We start from the raw sequence: 14,645 nt of genomic DNA, 5'->3' as shown, positions 1-14,645 counted from the left end.
CTGCCACCGGCGGCGCATTTTCCTGTCGCATCCGCGTCCGCGATCCCACCGGAAGGTGCATGAAAGCCCATGGATATCCAGAACCACTACTACGGCCATTCCGCCGTTTTCGCCCTGTACACCGGGGCCAAGCGCCTGCGCCACGTCTCCGGCCTGATCCAGCACGGCTGGACCGTCAGCAGCCCGGTGACCGCGCAGTTCGGCGACTTTGCCAGCTGGGGCCCCAAACGCCGTCGGCTGTCCTGGACCAGTTCCTCGCGGGGCTGGAAGCCTGCTGACCCCGGAAACTTCTTTGACGACGGCACGCCCATGCTGGACGCCGTCGGCGCCCCGTACCTGTACCTGCTGGACGCCGCCCGCAAGGCCGGGGCCGTCCCGGCCCGCAAGGACAAGACGCTCGTCCTGCCGCTGCACGGCACGGCCCTGCTCAAGGTCGACGGCGACCACGAGGCGTACGCGCAGATGGTCAAGGAGCGTGAAGGTTCCGCAACCGTGTGCCTGCACATCGACGACCTGCACAACGACGAAATCATGGCCGCGTGGAGCAACGCCGGGCACGAGATCGTCAGCGCCGGCGACCGCAGGGACCCACAGTTCATCGGCCGCATTCTCTGGATGATGTCCGAAGCTCCCCGCGTGGTGTCCAACCGGCTCTCCACGGCCCTCATGTACGCGAGCGTGACCGGTGCCGACGTGGGAATCTACGGACCCGACTTCAAGCTCGGCGCGAATGCCCACGCCGATCCCGGGCTCGTCATGCGGGACTTCTGGCCCGAGTTCTACGACGAGTCCACCCCGCAGGAGGTCCTGCGGAAGATCGCCGAAGACGAGCTCGGCCGCGCCGACATGCGTACCCCGGAGGAGCTGAAGACGCTCCTTGGCTGGGATTCGCACACCGTGGTGCCGTTCCTGGAGTACTGGGCAAGCGGCCCCCTCACGAAGGCCCAGACGGTCCTTGGCCTCAAGAAGGTCCCTGAAGGCGCCCACGCCACGGAGAAGGGCCTGTCCCCGTGGCACTGGATCCGGCACCCCTTCAAGCACCTGCCCTCGCCGCTGCCGAAGCTGCCCGCGATGGCCGCCGTCGAGCCCCTGCGGCCGTAAGACCGCATGAGAAAGGCCCTGGAGCACCAGCTCCAGGGCCTTCTCGCGTTGTGGTCCGGTTGCCTACCAGGCGCTCCAGCCGCCGTCGACGGCGATGGTTTGTCCCGTCACGTAACGGGATGCGTCGGACGCGAGCCAGACGACGACGCCGCGGAAGTCGTCCTCGGTGGCCATGCGGCCGAGCGGGGTGAGTTTCTCGTAGCGTTCCGTGAAGCTGTCGGCCTGGCCGCGCGCGATCCCGCCGGGTGCGAAAGCGTTGACCCGCACCTTGGGGGCGAGCACTGTGGACAGGTAGCGGGTCAGCTGCACTACCCCGCCTTTCGTGGCGCCGTAGGCCGCCGGGTTGCCCATCCGGGTTCCTTCGTAGAGGCCCATGTTTGGGCCCACGATCCCGTAAATCGATGAGACGTTGATGATGGAGCCGCCGGGACTCTGCGCCAGCTTCGGCGCGAGTTGCCGGGCGAGGGAGAAGGGCGCCCGCAGGTTCAGTGACGACGCCAGCTCGAACGCCTCATCGCTCTGTTCCTCGAAGGGGACGGCGTACCCCGGCACGCCGGAGGTCCCGGTGAACGCGGCGTTGTTGACCAGGACGTCCAGGGGCCCGTCGACCGACTCCACCAGCCGGGTGGTTCCTTCGCTGCTGAGCAGGTCGGACGCGATGCCGATGGCATTCACCCCGTGGCGGTCGGCGATGGCCGCCGCGGCGTCGTTGCAGGCTCCGGCGTTGACATCGGAAATGATGACGTCGCAGCCCTGGCCCGCCAGGGCGTCGGCGAGGACGCTGCCGAGGGGTCCGGCGCCGCCGGTGACCAGGGCGCGCCGGCCGCGCAGGGAGAAGAGGGACTCGTTCATGCGTTGCCTCCGACTGCCGGAACTGCTGCCGCGCCCGCTGCAGGGATCTCGACGCCGGGCAGCGGCGCGAGGCCCGCGCTCACCACGGCTTCGACGAGGCGGAACTCCCGTTCGTCGTCGATGCTGAAGGCATGGGTTTCGGGGATTTCCGCGTAGCCGTGCCGGCCTTCGTCGAACCAGCTGTTTTCGAGGCGGCGCACGAATTCCGAACGCCAGACGTAGAAGCTGCCGTTGATCCGCATGAACCGTGCCACATCCTGCCGGCGGACCACACCCGCGCCTTCGCTGAAGTAACGCTCAAGGTGGGAGGCGCCGTCCTGTGCGGGCTTCACGCCCACCCAGGTGGGGTTGAAGAACGGTTCCGAGACAGCAATGACGCCGTCGAGTTCGGGAGAGGCCGCCAGGGAATCGATGGCGGCACGAACGCTCTCCGGGGTCCGGGTCGGGCTGGTCGGGTCAAGGAGGAGCACCATGTCGTAGCGGGTGCCGTCCAGGTCTTCCATCGCCGCGAGCGCGTGCCGCAGGACCACGCTCATCGGCGCGGTGTCGCTGGCAAGCTCCGCCGGGCGCAGGAACGGCACGTCGGCGCCGGCCGCTGTGGCGACGGCGGCGATTTCGGGGTCGTCAGTGGAGACGATGCAGCGCACGTTCCCGCCGAGCAGACCCGCCAGTGCGACGGAGTGCGCCAGCAGCGGTTTGCCCAGCAGGGGGCGGATGTTCTTGCCGGGGAGTCCCTTGGACCCGCCACGTGCGGGAATGACCGCGAGCACTTTGGGCCCGGCCGGGTTCTCATTCATTGTTGACTTCATCCTCGTGGTGGATTCGCTGGCCCGTTTTCCCGGGCCGCAGTATCACCACACTACCTTTTCGGTCCCGCCCGACGCCGACGACGTCCGCGCCGCATCACAGATGGCCACGCTGGCCACGCCTTCTTCGAGGCTGGCCGGCCGGAACCGCTCCATGGTGGTCCCGCCGTCGATGCCGGTGCGCTGCAGGATGGACAGGGACTGGCGGGCCAGGATGGTGTCGACGTCGGCGTCATCGCCGAAGAACGCCTCGACGCTGCCGACGGAGGCGGTTTCCGTGTCAGGCCATTCCAGCGCCACGCGGTTGCGGACGACGTCCCACACCAGGGCCCCCTCGTCGGTGGCGATGCGGATGCTGCGGGTCTTCACCGGGGTCACGTAGTCCAGCCGGAGATGGACGGCGGCGGGGCTGTCCCACAGGATGTCGGCTGATTCCTCGGCCTCGATGCCCAGGATGCCGCTGCCCAGGACCGAACGCAGCTCCGTGGGGGCGCCGAGCAGCATCGTGGGGTAGTCGATGTCGTGCACCAGGTCCCGCAGGACCCCGCCGTCTTCCTTGCGGGCAGAATAGCTGGCCCGGAAATCGCGGTTGGGCCGCCAGGACGGCAGCCACGACTGCGAGACCACCTGGGCGCTGGTGATCCGGCCGAGGCGGGGGAGCAGTTCGGCCGCCACCGCGAAACCCTGGTGGAAACGAAGCGGCGCGCTGACAGAGATGGTTTCCGCCCGTGCGTGCTCGAGGAGGATCCTCGCATCGGCGGCGGCGGGAGCGACGGGCTTCTCCAGCAAGACCGCGCCAGGGGCCCGGCCGAGGGCCTCCAGGGTGTCCTCCACATGCCGCCGGGTGTCTGTCGCAATGACCACCAGGTCCAGCGGGGCGTCGGGCCAGTCGTCGACCAGTTCCGCCGACGCCGGGAGGTCCGGGCGGTCCGCGAGCGAGGCGCCGGGCCGGACCGGCCAGGCATAGAGCTTTTCGACTCCCAGCTGCTTCAGCACCCGCAGATGCCGGGCTCCGATGGATCCGGTACCGCGCACCAGGGCCGTGGTCTTCCCGGTGCCGGCGGCCTCGAGCCGGGGAAGGGCGAGGCTTCCGGCAGCACTGGAAGCGTCAAAGTATGATGTGAAAGTCATCTGGCCAATCCAAGCTCTGAGGTGTTGCGGCGTTATATGGAGAATCCTGAGATGGCCTGCCGCCGGGGCAGTGCCGCCCGGAACAACATAGCAGGGCGCGCATTCCGGCTTCCCGGGGCCGGCGCATGAGGTCCTGGCTCATTCTCGGTGCTTCCGGACATGCCCGTAGCCTCGCTTCCGTCATCAGGGGCCGCGGCGACCGCATCGCCGCGGTCGGCGACCGCGCCCTGTCGGCCGGGTCGACGGCCCCCGAGGCCTTCCGCAACCCGGACGGCACCCTTCCGGCAGTGTTCGACGACGACGCCCGGGCCCTTGACTTCGCCCTCGGGGAGTCGCTGTCCGTCACCATCGCCGTGGGGGCGAACGCTGTGCGCGCCAGGATAGCCGCGGCGTTGGCCGCCGACCAGCGCTTCACCGGGCTGACCGATGCGCTCGTAGCGGGCAGCGCCACCGTGGACGCCACAGCCGTCCTCGGCCCGCTCGCCCAGGTGTGTGAACATGCCCACATCGGACCCCTGGCCACCGTGGGGCAGGCCGTGATCGTGAACACCGGCGCGATCGTCGAACACGATTGCCAGGTCGGCCCGGCGGCGCACCTGGCGCCCGGTTCGGTGCTGCTGGGGGCCGCAAGCGTCGGCGAAGGTGTGTTCGTGGGCTCGGGAGCCCGCGTGCTTCCCGGCATCGGGGTCGGTGATCACGCCATCCTGGGAGCCGGTGCCGTGGCGGCCCGCCATTTGGACGGTATGGCAACATATGTGGGAGTGCCCGCCCGGCGACTCAACCCAACGAAAGGCCCAGCACATTGACGGATGACCAGCGCCCCGCTTCTGTACGTTTCGGCAGCCACAGTATCGGCCCGGCAGAAGAAATCTTCGTGATCGCGGAGGCGGGCGTCAACCACGACGGCGATGTCGCCGTCGCGCATGAACTCATCGATCTCGCCGCCGATACCGGGGCGAACGCCGTCAAGTTCCAGACCTTCAAGCCCGAAGCGCTCGTCACGAGTTCCGCGGGAACCACCCCGTACCAGAAGAAGGCCGGTTTCGCGGAGTCCCAGTCGGAGATGCTCGCCCGGCTCACCCTCCCGGAAGCCGCCTGGAAGGAACTGCGCGACCACTGCGAGGAACGCGGCATCACCTTCCTTTCGACCCCCTTTGACTACGACAGCGCCCGCATGCTCGCGGAGCTGGGCGTTCCGGGGTTGAAGATCGGCTCCGGTGAACTGACGAACACGCCGTACCTTTCGGCGATCGCCGAGTTCGGCATCCCGATGATCGTCTCCACGGGCATGGGAACCCGCGAGGAAATCGCGGCGGCACTGGACGCCACCGCCAAGGCGCCCGCCACGGTGCTGCTGCACTGCGTCTCCGCCTACCCGGCTCCGCTGGAGGAAGCGAACCTGCGCGCCATTCCGGCCCTCCGCGAGGAATTCGGCGTGGAGGTCGGCTGGTCCGACCACACTCCGGGCGCCGTCACCGCGATCGCCGCCACGGCACTGGGCTCCACCCTGCTGGAAAAGCACATCACCACCGACAAGACCCGCAACGGCCCGGACCACTCCGCATCGCTGGAGAAGGACGAGTTCGCGCACTACGTCCGCTCCGTGCGCGAGGCCCACGCCGCCCTCGGTGACGGCCGGAAGCGCAGGATGCCCAGCGAGGAAGCCAACGCCTCCCTGGTCCGCCGTTCCTACCACGCCGCCCGCGACATCGCCGCCGGCGCCATCATCACCGCCGACGACGTCGCAATCCTGCGTCCGGAAGGCGGGCTCGCCCCCTCGGCCCTGGTCATCGGCAAGACCGCGGCCCGTCCGGTGTCCGCCGGTGCGGCCCTGCTCGGGGAGGACCTGCTTTAGCATGAAGGTCCTGGCCTTTGTAGGGACCCGCGCAGACCTCTTCCCCCTGGGACCGGTGCTTTCCGCCCTCGCCGCGGACGACGCCGTCGAGCTCCACGTGGCCACGGCGATCGGATTTCCGGAGGGAACCGCGTTCACGAGGCTGCTCGAAGCCGGCCTGCCCGACGGCGGTTTCACCCACCACGAGGAAGGGCTGTACCTCGAGGAACTGACCGCGGAAACCCAGGCGCGCACCGGGGCGGAACTCTCGGCCCGGATGGCCGGGCTTGCCGGCAACCTCGCGCCGGACGCCGTCGTCGTCCTCGGTGACCGTTGGGAACTGCTGTACGTGCTTCCGCCCTTCATCATCAGCGGCATCCGCCTCGTCCACCTGCACGGCGGCGAAGTGACCGAAGGCGCCCTGGACGAACGCGTCCGGCACGCAGTGACCAAGCTCGCGGACCAGCACTGCGTCAGCACGGCCCAGGCCGCGCGCCGGGTAGCGCAGCTGGGGGAGTCCGCGGACCGGATCCACCAGACCGGGGCTCCCGGCCTTGACCGCTTCGCCGACCCCGTGCCGCTGGACGCGGCTGCTTTTGAAGCGGAGTTCGGGGTGCCGCTTGAGCTTCCGCTCGTCATGGTCACCTACCACCCGCCGACCGCGGAGATGCAGGGCAACGCGGGCGATCTGGCCCGGCAGGTCTTTGAAGAAAGCATCCGCCAGGCAGGCACCGCCATCCTCACCTACCCGGGCTTCGACGCCGGCCGGGAAGACATCATCGCGGTCCTGAAGGACCTTGAGTCGCAGGGCCTGCCCGGCGTCGTCATCCGTGAGAGCCTGGGCCCGTTGTACCCGCGGGTGATGGCCACGGTGCAGGCCCTGGTCGGGAATTCCTCGTCGGGAATCCTGGAGGCCGCCACCTTCGGCGTGCCCGTGGTCAACGTCGGAGACCGGCAGCGCGGGCGCGAGCACGGCGCCAACGTCATACACTGCCGCGATGACCGCCAGGAGATTCGCGCTAGTATTGAAAAGGCTTTGACCGCGGAGTTCCGCGCAATGAGCCGCGATGTGATCAACCCTTACGGGAATTCGCATGCTGCCGGGCTCATCGAAAAGGTCGTCGTGGAAAGTCCCGCGACCGGGCTGAGCAAGACATTTGTTGACGTAACCGCTGGAGAGCTGAATCTATGACTATTGAGGGCCCCCTGAGCAAGGTCTGCATCGGCCCCGAAGCCACAGTGCGGGAAGCTCTGGAAGCCATCGACCGTGGCGCGTCCGCAATAGCCCTGGTGACCAACAGCGACGGAATGCTCCACGGTGTCCTCACCGACGGCGACATCCGGCGGGGCCTCCTGCGCGGTGCGCAGCTGGAATCCAAGGTCCTGGAATACACCAACACCAGCCCCCACGTAGTGGGCCGGGATGCCACGCGCGCCTCCGTCCTCGACCTGATGCGGAGCCTGCGGATCAGCGAGATTCCGGTAGTGGACGACGGCGGCACGCTCGTAGGGCTGCATACGCTCACCGACATTGTCGGCAGGAAGCCCCTCACGAACCTGGCCGTCATCATGGCCGGCGGCAAGGGCACCCGCCTCGGAGCCCTGACCAAGGACACCCCCAAGCCGCTCATGACGGTCGCGGACCGCACCATCATCGAGTGGATCATCCTTGGCCTGGTGGAATCTGGCATCACCAACATCTACGTCTCGGTGGCCTACCTCGCCGGGAAAATCATGGACCACCTCGGCGACGGCTCCCGCCTTGGCTGCAGCATCAAGTACCTCCACGAGGACCCCGAGAAGCCGCTCAACACGGCCGGCGCGCTGGGCCTGCTGCACCACGAGGTCAAGGAGATCAACGAAGCGGTCATCGTGACCAACGCCGACCTCATGGTGCGCTACTCCGCCAGCGAACTGCTTTCCTTCCATGAGGCCAAGGGCGCGGCGGTGACCGTCGCGGCCCGCCCCTACACCCACCAGGTGCCGTTCGGGGTCCTGGAAATCGGCGACGACCGGTCCATCAGTTCCGTCGTGGAAAAGCCCACGGTCGAGTTCGAGATCAGCACCGGCATCTACGCGGTGTCCCCCGAAGCCCTGGCGATGGTGCCGTACATGGAGCCCTACTCCATGCCCGAACTCGTCAAAGCCTGCATCGATGAATCCAAGACGGTGGCCGCCTGGCCCATCGATTCGGACTGGATCGACGTCGGCACCCCCAAAGACCTAGCAACAGCGAAAGGCCAGTGATAACCATGAATTTCGAGGACATCAAAGGCAAGACAGTGGTTGTCACGGGCGCCGATGGCTTCATCGGCAGCCACGTCACGCAGCGCTTGATCGCCGAGGGCGCGAACGTGCGCGCCCTGTGCGTCTACAACTCCAACGGCTCCTACGGCTGGCTGGATGACCTGAGCCCGGAAGAGCGCGACGCCGTCGACCTCCAGCTCGGTGACATCCGCGACGCCGAGTTCGTCTCGGACCTGGTCAAGGGCTCCGACGTCGTCCTCCACCTGGCTGCGCTGATCGCCATCCCGTACTCCTACCAGGCACCGCGCTCGTACGTGGAGACGAACGTCGTCGGCACCCTGAACGTGCTTGAAGGCGTGCGCCGCCACGACGTGCCGCGCCTGGTCAACACCTCGACCTCCGAGGTCTACGGCACCCCGAAGACCGTGCCGATCACCATCGACAACGAGCTCCGCGGCCAGTCTCCTTACAGCGCCACGAAGATCGCCGCCGACAAGCTCTGCGAAGCCTGGGCCAGCTCCTTCCAGACCCCAGTGGTTGTACTGCGCCCGTTCAACACCTACGGTCCGCGCCAGTCGGCCCGCGCCGTGATCCCCACCGTGCTCCAGCAGATGATCGCCGGCGCCGAAAAGATCCACCTCGGCTCCCTGACCCCGCGCCGCGACTTCACCTTCGTCGAAGACACCGCGGACGGCTTCTTCAAGGCCGCGACCGCGCAGATCCCGCTCGAGGGCCAGGTCATCCAGCTGGGCACCGGCTACGACGTCAGCATCGGCGAGCTCGTCGAGATGGCAGCCAAGGTCACCGGCTCCACCGCTGAGATCATCACCGAGGACATCCGGGTCCGCCCCGAAGCCAGCGAAGTCATGCACCTGCTGTCCGACCCCTCGCAGGCCCTCGCCGAACTCGGCTGGGCCCCGCAGGTTGGCCTCGAAGAGGGCCTGCGCCGCACCGCCGAATGGATCGAGGCCCGTGGCGTCGACGCCGCTGCCGCTGCCAAGTACGCCCGCTGAACCGCCAGAAAGGCCAACCGTGTCGCGAGTTCCCCTAGCCATCCCGAATATCGGTGAGCGCGAAGCAACGCTGATGAACGAAGCCATCAGCAGCGGCTTCGTCTCTTCGGTCGGGCATTTCGTCAGCGATTTCGAGAAGCGCTTCGCGGAGTATGTCGGAGCGAAGTACGCCGTCGCCTGCGCCTCCGGGACGGCCGCCCTGCACATCGCCATGCGCCTGGCCGACATCCAGCCGGGCGACCTGGTGGCGGTATCCGACTTCACCTTCATGGCCAGCTCGAACGCGGCCTCCTACCAGTTCGCCGAGCTGCTCCTGGTGGATTCGGATCCGGAGTCCTGGTGCATGGACGTTCCCAAGCTGCGGGCCGAACTCGAACGCCGCAAGGCGGCGGGGGAGAAGCTGCCCAAGGCCATCGAGATTGTGCACATCCTCGGCCAGCCCGCCGACGCGGCTGCCGCCGTCGAACTGGCACGCGAGTACGGCATCGTCGTCATCGAGGACGCCGCCGAGGCACTGGGCGCCGTGTGGACGTCCGGCCCGCTGGCCGGCCGCCACGTCGGCACCGTCGGTGACATGGGTGCATTCTCCTTCAACGGGAACAAGATCATGACCACCGGCGGCGGCGGCATGTTCACCACCAACGACGAGGAACTGGCCCGCCGCGCCAAGCACCTCTCCACCCAGGCACGCCAGCCCGACCGCGGCTACCTGCATGATGAGATCGGGTTTAACTACCGGTTGACGAACATCGCAGCCGCCCTCGGCGTCGCCCAGCTCGAGCGGCTCGATGGCTTCGTCGCAGCAAAGCGCGCCATCGCGAAGCGCTACAACGAAGCGTTCGCGGGTACGGAAATCCAGACCCCGCCGCAGCTGGACGGCCAGGAGTCCACCTACTGGCTGTACTCGGTCCAGGTTCCCGCATCCCGCGGTGCCGGCGCCCGCGACGAACTCCAGGACTTCCTTGCCGAAGCCAACATCGAGTCGCGTTCGCTCTGGCGGCCCCTGCACATGCAGCCGCCGCTGAAGGACGAAGCACGGGTGGGAGGCAGCGTCGGCGAAGACCTCTTCGCCCGCGGCCTGTCCCTGCCGTGTTCCACGGACCTCACACCTGTTGACCAGCAGCGGGTCATCGACCGTGTCCTCGAGTGGCTTGCCGGCAGCGGTGAGTAATACAGCGCCCGACGGCGGTCCAGCCGCCGCGGGCGCCGTGCACAACACCGGCCGGAACTCGCTTCTGTACCTCGCCGGGGCCCTCATGCAGGGCCTCGGCATCTTCATCGTGCAGCCGTTCGCCCTGCACGTGCTCAACAGCGACACCCAATGGCAGGAACTCTACCTGTCGGTTTCGGTGATCCAGGTGGGTGTGGTCCTTGCCTCCGCCGGGCTGCCGCTGGCCATCACGAAGGCCTGGTTCGAACCCGGCGGGCAGGCAAAGGCCCGCGCCATCAGCGGTTTCCTCTCAATCGGTGGACTGCTGCTCGGCCTGGCAGGCGCCGGAATCTACGGACTTGTCACCAGCGGGACCGGCACGGCCAGCTTCGCGATAGCCCTGGTGGCCATGGGGCTGCAGGCCTCGGTCCTGGCAACCCAGGCCATCCTGCGGGCCCAAGGGCGTCCGGTGATGTTTGTGGCGCTTAGCCTGTGTTCGTCCATGGCTGCCTACGTGGGCGGGCTGCTCGCCATGCTCGTCTTCGGAGCGCAGGCTGTGGTCTTCATGGCCGGCTACGGGGTGTTCGTCCTCCTGAGCGCCCTGCTGTCGCTCGTCGTCGGCCGGCCTGCCATGCCGTTCTCCCACAAGGGGGCGCTGCGCGAGGCAATCTCCGTCGGTGCGCCGGTGCTGCCGCATACGGGCGCGCTGATGCTGCTGACCCAGGGAGCACCATTCCTCCTGGCGGCGGTTGCAGCCAACGGGGTCTCCGGCGATTACGGCAAAGTCCAGGTGTTTATCCTGGGCACCGTCACCTTGCTGGGCGCACTCAACAATGCCTGGGTACCCGCCCTCATGTCAGTGCGGGGCCATGACCGTGTTCTGCGCATGCGTTCCACCATGCGTACCGCAAGCCTTGCCGGCCTCGCGATCGTGGTTGTCGCCGGGGCCGGGGCGAACCTTGTCGTCCACCTCATGGCCGGAGGCAAGGAAAGCCTCATCCCGGTCGCACAGCTGATGCCCCTCGCGGCCATGGGGTATGTCCTGTACCTCAACGCCTCCACGCTGCTGTTCGCGGACAACGCCACGTGGTGGCTGTCCGTGGTGACGCCGGCGGTCCTGCTTGTGTCCGCCGTCGTGGCCTTCTGGCCAGCTTCTTCGGCGAACCTCGTTGGTGTGGCCGGTTCCTCGGCTGCTTCGTTCCTGCTGCTCGGCCTGGCCTATTTTGCCGTCGCCCGGAAACGCGCCGCGGGCGGCTGGGCTCCCGGGACCTACGCGGCTTGCTGTGCCGCGGCCATCGCCTACACCGGAATCCTGATGCTCCTGCCCACGAACCTCACCACCGGCCTGCTCACGGTCGCCGCCGTCGCCGTGCTGGTCCTTGCGGGGGCCGCGCTGTGGCGTGCCCGGCTGAAACGCCCGCGCACGGCCGGAGCGAAACCTGAAAGGGCACACGTTGACTGAGCCTCTGCCGACCCCCGCGAACACATCCGCCAAGCGCGGACCCATCGTGTTCTTCGACTTCGCCCGCGGCATTTCCGCCCAGGCCGTCGTGCTGGGCCATGCGCTCAACATTTTCCTGCCGGGGATCTTCATGGTCCCCGGGCACCGGGTCTTCTACATGCAGTCGTTCGCGGTGATCATCTTTTTCGTCCTGTCGGGGTACCTGATTACCAGCGCCGTGCTGAAGAAACGGGATCGGCCCGACTTCACGTTCAATTCCTACCTGCTCGACCGCGTGGCCCGGGTGGTGTACCCCCTCTTCCCGGCGCTGGCGCTGATCATAGCCTGTGATTTCCTGGTGTTCCGGGGGACCACCCGGCTGCCGTTCGACGGTGTCGACCTGAGCCCGCAGGCAGTGGCCGGGGCGTTTACCATGCTGTTCAACCACCCGATCCTGCAGGAACTTGCCCCGCGCCTCGGGACGCCATGGATTAACGCCGGGCCCGTGGGAAGCGGCGCGCCGTTGTGGTCGGTGGTCGCCGAATGGTGGATCTATGTTGCCTTCGGCGTCCTGGCCTTCGTGGCGTTCCGGAAAATGAAGCCGGGCGTCGGCAACGCCCTGCTCCTGGTCTTCGCCATCGCGGTGCCCGTTGGATACATGGCCAAGGGGAGCTACGAGTCGCTGGCATGGATCATCGGCATGCTCTACGCCCTCGCCGCCGGCCGGGTCGCCAAGCTGCCGCGCTCCTTCCACGCCTGGCTGGTGATCCTGGGAACGGCGGCCTTCCTCGTGGGCCTCTACTACAACCGCGTGAACCTCCACTCGGCAAGCACGATCATTCCGGCTTCGGTCGCGTTCTGCCACCTGTACTTCCTGGTCGACGGCATCGCCGCCGAACGGTCCGCGGACGGCCTGTCCCGCAGTACCTTCAAGGACCGTTCCGGGCGGGCGTTCCGGGCGTTCAGCCTCTTCCTCTCGAGCTACAGCTACTCGCTCTACCTCCTCCACTTCTCGGTCGTCTCATACCTTTGGTACTTCCTGCACGGCACCCTGCCGGCGTGGCAGCTGATTGCGCTGTCCATCCTCGCCAGCAACGTGGTGGCCTTCGGGTTCTACCTGCTGGTGGAGAAGCACTTCCACCGTGTGGGCGCCTGGCTCAAGAAGGTCCTGTTGCGCCCGCCAGCGCCGGTCGGCGGAGCCACCACGGCGGCCGCCCGCAACCAGGACCTCGAGGACGCGAAGCACTGACGACGTCGGGCCATGCACGCGTCCGTTACTGGGGCGCGGCTGCGCTAAGATCGATCCGGTGGATTCCCGGTGGCGCGTTGTATTCTGCAGCGTCCGGGCCGGGTCTTGATTGATTGCCACGGGCCTCTCCCATGCACGGAAAGCGGCCGCTTCGTGGCAAGGGGGCAGTGAGGCGAGGAGCCACGTGTGTCATCTTTAGCCGGCCGGATAACGGGTCACCGGCCGGCGCGGACCCGGCGTGGCTGGGTCCATGCTGTTGCCGCCCTGATTTTTGCCGCGGCCGCCTTCGCTGTCGGGCCGGGGGTCGTCTGGGGCGATACCGTCCAGTACATCAGGATCGCCCACGAGCTGCAGGGTGCGTCGCCCGATGAGGCCTGGGAAACGGCCTATCTGGAATTCTGCGAGAATCCCTCCCTGCCGTACGCCGGAACCGTGGAAAACTGCCTGACCACCACCATGGCGGGGCACGGGCCCATCATCGGTTACATCGACAGGAATCCGCAGTACCAGGAAATCTTCAGCCCCAGGATCGGCTACCCGCTGCTTGCACTCCCTCTCATGAACCTGCTTGGCGACCGGACCGGCCTGTGGATCATCGCGGTCCTGTCGACCGCGATTTCCGGTTTGTTGATCGTCAGGCTCGCCCGGGTTGGCGGGCTGTCCGTGTTGGCCGCAACGGTGGCGCAGGCCGCCTTCTACCTGCTCCCGGTCAGCCTGCCCCACGGAATCGCCCTGCTGGCGGAGGCTCCGACGCTGCTGTCCTCGCTGGTGATGGCCATCGGGCTGGCCCACGTGCTCAAGGGTGCGAGAAGGCGCGGCGTTCTGCTGATGACGGCGGGCCTGGCGCTGGTGTTCTTCTTCAAGTACTCATCGACAATGCTGCTTTGTGTGAGCTTTCTGGCGCTGTGCCTCGCGTTGCTCCTGTTCAAGGAATACCGGCGGCGCCCTCCCCTCAGGGCGGCAGCAGTCATCTCGGCCCTGTTCGCAGCAGCCAGCGTCCTCATCAATTCCCTGCTGGGACTGCCCGGCTTGCAACACAGCCTCCAGGACACGTTCACCGACCATTTCCGGTTCCCGCCGGTGGATGACCCGCTGCAGCGGCTGCTCGCCCTGGAAGGCGAGTTCGCCATGTCCTTCCTGGCGGCGCTCCCGGCCAACGCCGGGTACCTTGCCCTGTTCATCGCGGCCGGCGTGGGCATGGTGCTCGCCAAGCGGCGCGGACTCCTTCCGCTGGCCGGGTGGGCGGCCACAGGGCTGTCGGTCTATGGCGTCCTGAGCATCGTCGGGCATCCGGTGTACAGCCAGTCCGACCGGCTGGGCTCGAGCCTGTGGGTCGGGGTCGCCGTCGGCCTGGGTTTCCTCGCGCTGCTCCTTCAACGGCGGTTCCAGCGGGCCGCCGGTCCCACGGACCCCCTGCCCGCCGGCGGCCGTGCACCTCAGGAATAGGTGACCGTCACCCCGGCCGAGGTCCAGGTCATGCTGCCGCCTTCAAAGCGGACCGTGCGATAACCGAGGTAGGAAACCGCTGCCGCTTTCGGATAGCCGAGCTTGCCCATCTGCCACCCTGCCTGACGCCACGCCTCACGGTAGGGTTCGGTGACGGCGTGTGCTCCCGTTGCGGAGGTCCAGTAGATGTTGCCCTTGCTGAACGCTTGGTAGCAGCCGCCGCCGTAGAGCCCGCAGTTCACGCGGCTGGTGGGATAGCCGATGGCGGGTTGGAAGCCCGCTTCCTTCCAGGCGTTCCAGTAGGCGCCGGTGACGGCGTGTGCGCCGGTGGTGGAGCTCCAGTAGATGTTGCCTTTGGCGAAGGGCTGGTAGCAG

At 67.5% G+C, this 14,645-nt stretch carries 14 protein-coding genes; 10 read left to right on the top strand and 4 right to left on the bottom strand.

All coding sequences use genetic code 11. The annotated features are described in order from the left end of the window. The first annotated feature begins 69 nt into the window (after positions 1 to 69). Positions 70 to 1,101, top strand: coding sequence for a hypothetical protein (locus BLP88_RS07405; protein WP_074588153.1), 1,032 nt, complete (start codon positions 70 to 72; stop codon positions 1,099 to 1,101). A gap of 63 nt (positions 1,102 to 1,164) precedes the next feature. Here BLP88_RS07405 and BLP88_RS07400 read toward each other — a convergent pair whose 3' ends face one another. The 3 genes from BLP88_RS07400 to BLP88_RS07390 are packed head-to-tail and all read right to left on the bottom strand — an operon-like array spanning position 1,165 to position 3,890. Beyond that, positions 1,165 to 1,953 (bottom strand): SDR family oxidoreductase, encoded by a 789-nt coding sequence (locus BLP88_RS07400; protein ID WP_074588152.1) that lies wholly within the window; start codon positions 1,951 to 1,953, stop codon positions 1,165 to 1,167. After that, positions 1,950 to 2,750, bottom strand: coding sequence for an acylneuraminate cytidylyltransferase family protein (locus tag BLP88_RS07395; RefSeq protein WP_074588151.1), 801 nt, complete (start codon positions 2,748 to 2,750; stop codon positions 1,950 to 1,952). The genes BLP88_RS07400 and BLP88_RS07395 overlap by 4 nt, the downstream gene beginning before the upstream one ends. Before the next feature lie 54 nt (positions 2,751 to 2,804). Next, positions 2,805 to 3,890, bottom strand: a complete 1,086-nt coding sequence (locus tag BLP88_RS07390) for a Gfo/Idh/MocA family protein (protein ID WP_084110930.1) — start codon at positions 3,888 to 3,890, stop codon at positions 2,805 to 2,807. Between the two features lie 125 nt (positions 3,891 to 4,015). Here BLP88_RS07390 and BLP88_RS07385 point away from each other — a divergent pair, with 125 nt between their 5' ends. From BLP88_RS07385 to BLP88_RS07345, 9 genes are all read left to right on the top strand, one after another. After that, the gene (locus tag BLP88_RS07385; RefSeq protein WP_074588149.1) at positions 4,016 to 4,696 is read left to right on the top strand and encodes a PglD-related sugar-binding protein; all 681 of its coding nucleotides are present in this window, start codon (positions 4,016 to 4,018) and stop codon (positions 4,694 to 4,696) included. Then, complete coding sequence (locus BLP88_RS07380) at positions 4,693 to 5,745, top strand: N-acetylneuraminate synthase family protein (protein WP_218871799.1); 1,053 nt, start codon at positions 4,693 to 4,695, stop codon at positions 5,743 to 5,745. The genes BLP88_RS07385 and BLP88_RS07380 overlap by 4 nt, the downstream gene beginning before the upstream one ends. 1 nt (position 5,746) lies before the next feature. Next, positions 5,747 to 6,916, top strand: coding sequence for a UDP-N-acetylglucosamine 2-epimerase (neuC, locus tag BLP88_RS07375; RefSeq protein ID WP_074588147.1), 1,170 nt, complete (start codon positions 5,747 to 5,749; stop codon positions 6,914 to 6,916). Further along, positions 6,913 to 7,971 (top strand): sugar phosphate nucleotidyltransferase, encoded by a 1,059-nt coding sequence (locus BLP88_RS07370; protein WP_074588146.1) that lies wholly within the window; start codon positions 6,913 to 6,915, stop codon positions 7,969 to 7,971. Before neuC ends, BLP88_RS07370 begins: the two co-directional genes overlap by 4 nt. Before the next feature lie 5 nt (positions 7,972 to 7,976). After that, positions 7,977 to 8,984: an SDR family NAD(P)-dependent oxidoreductase gene (locus tag BLP88_RS07365; RefSeq protein WP_074588144.1), complete on the top strand. Its 1,008-nt coding sequence runs from the start codon at positions 7,977 to 7,979 to the stop codon at positions 8,982 to 8,984. Continuing rightward, a complete protein-coding gene (locus BLP88_RS07360) occupies positions 8,944 to 10,155 on the top strand; it encodes an aminotransferase class I/II-fold pyridoxal phosphate-dependent enzyme (RefSeq protein ID WP_308807171.1) in 1,212 nt (403 codons plus the stop codon). Before BLP88_RS07365 ends, BLP88_RS07360 begins: the two co-directional genes overlap by 41 nt. After that, the gene (locus BLP88_RS07355; RefSeq protein ID WP_139163326.1) at positions 10,148 to 11,596 is read left to right on the top strand and encodes a lipopolysaccharide biosynthesis protein; all 1,449 of its coding nucleotides are present in this window, start codon (positions 10,148 to 10,150) and stop codon (positions 11,594 to 11,596) included. The genes BLP88_RS07360 and BLP88_RS07355 overlap by 8 nt, the downstream gene beginning before the upstream one ends. Next, complete coding sequence (locus BLP88_RS07350; protein ID WP_175453515.1) at positions 11,589 to 12,824, top strand: acyltransferase family protein; 1,236 nt, start codon at positions 11,589 to 11,591, stop codon at positions 12,822 to 12,824. The genes BLP88_RS07355 and BLP88_RS07350 overlap by 8 nt, the downstream gene beginning before the upstream one ends. Before the next feature lie 186 nt (positions 12,825 to 13,010). Next, positions 13,011 to 14,270 carry a hypothetical protein gene (locus tag BLP88_RS07345; RefSeq protein ID WP_074588137.1) on the top strand — a complete coding sequence of 420 codons (1,260 nt, stop codon included), beginning with the start codon at positions 13,011 to 13,013 and terminating at the stop codon, positions 14,268 to 14,270. Here the strand turns inward: BLP88_RS07345 and BLP88_RS07340 are convergent. Beyond that, on the bottom strand, positions 14,261 to 14,645 hold a 385-nt coding region (locus BLP88_RS07340), incomplete at its 5' end, for an LGFP repeat-containing protein (RefSeq protein WP_425388851.1). The two genes, BLP88_RS07345 and BLP88_RS07340, sit on opposite strands and share 10 nt — an antisense overlap.

The sequence above is a fragment of the Arthrobacter cupressi genome (assembly GCF_900099975.1).
GTDB classification, from domain to species: domain Bacteria; phylum Actinomycetota; class Actinomycetes; order Actinomycetales; family Micrococcaceae; genus Arthrobacter; species Arthrobacter cupressi.
The sequence above is the reverse complement of the archived record's forward strand: the minus strand, read 5'-3'. Positions and strand labels throughout refer to the sequence as shown.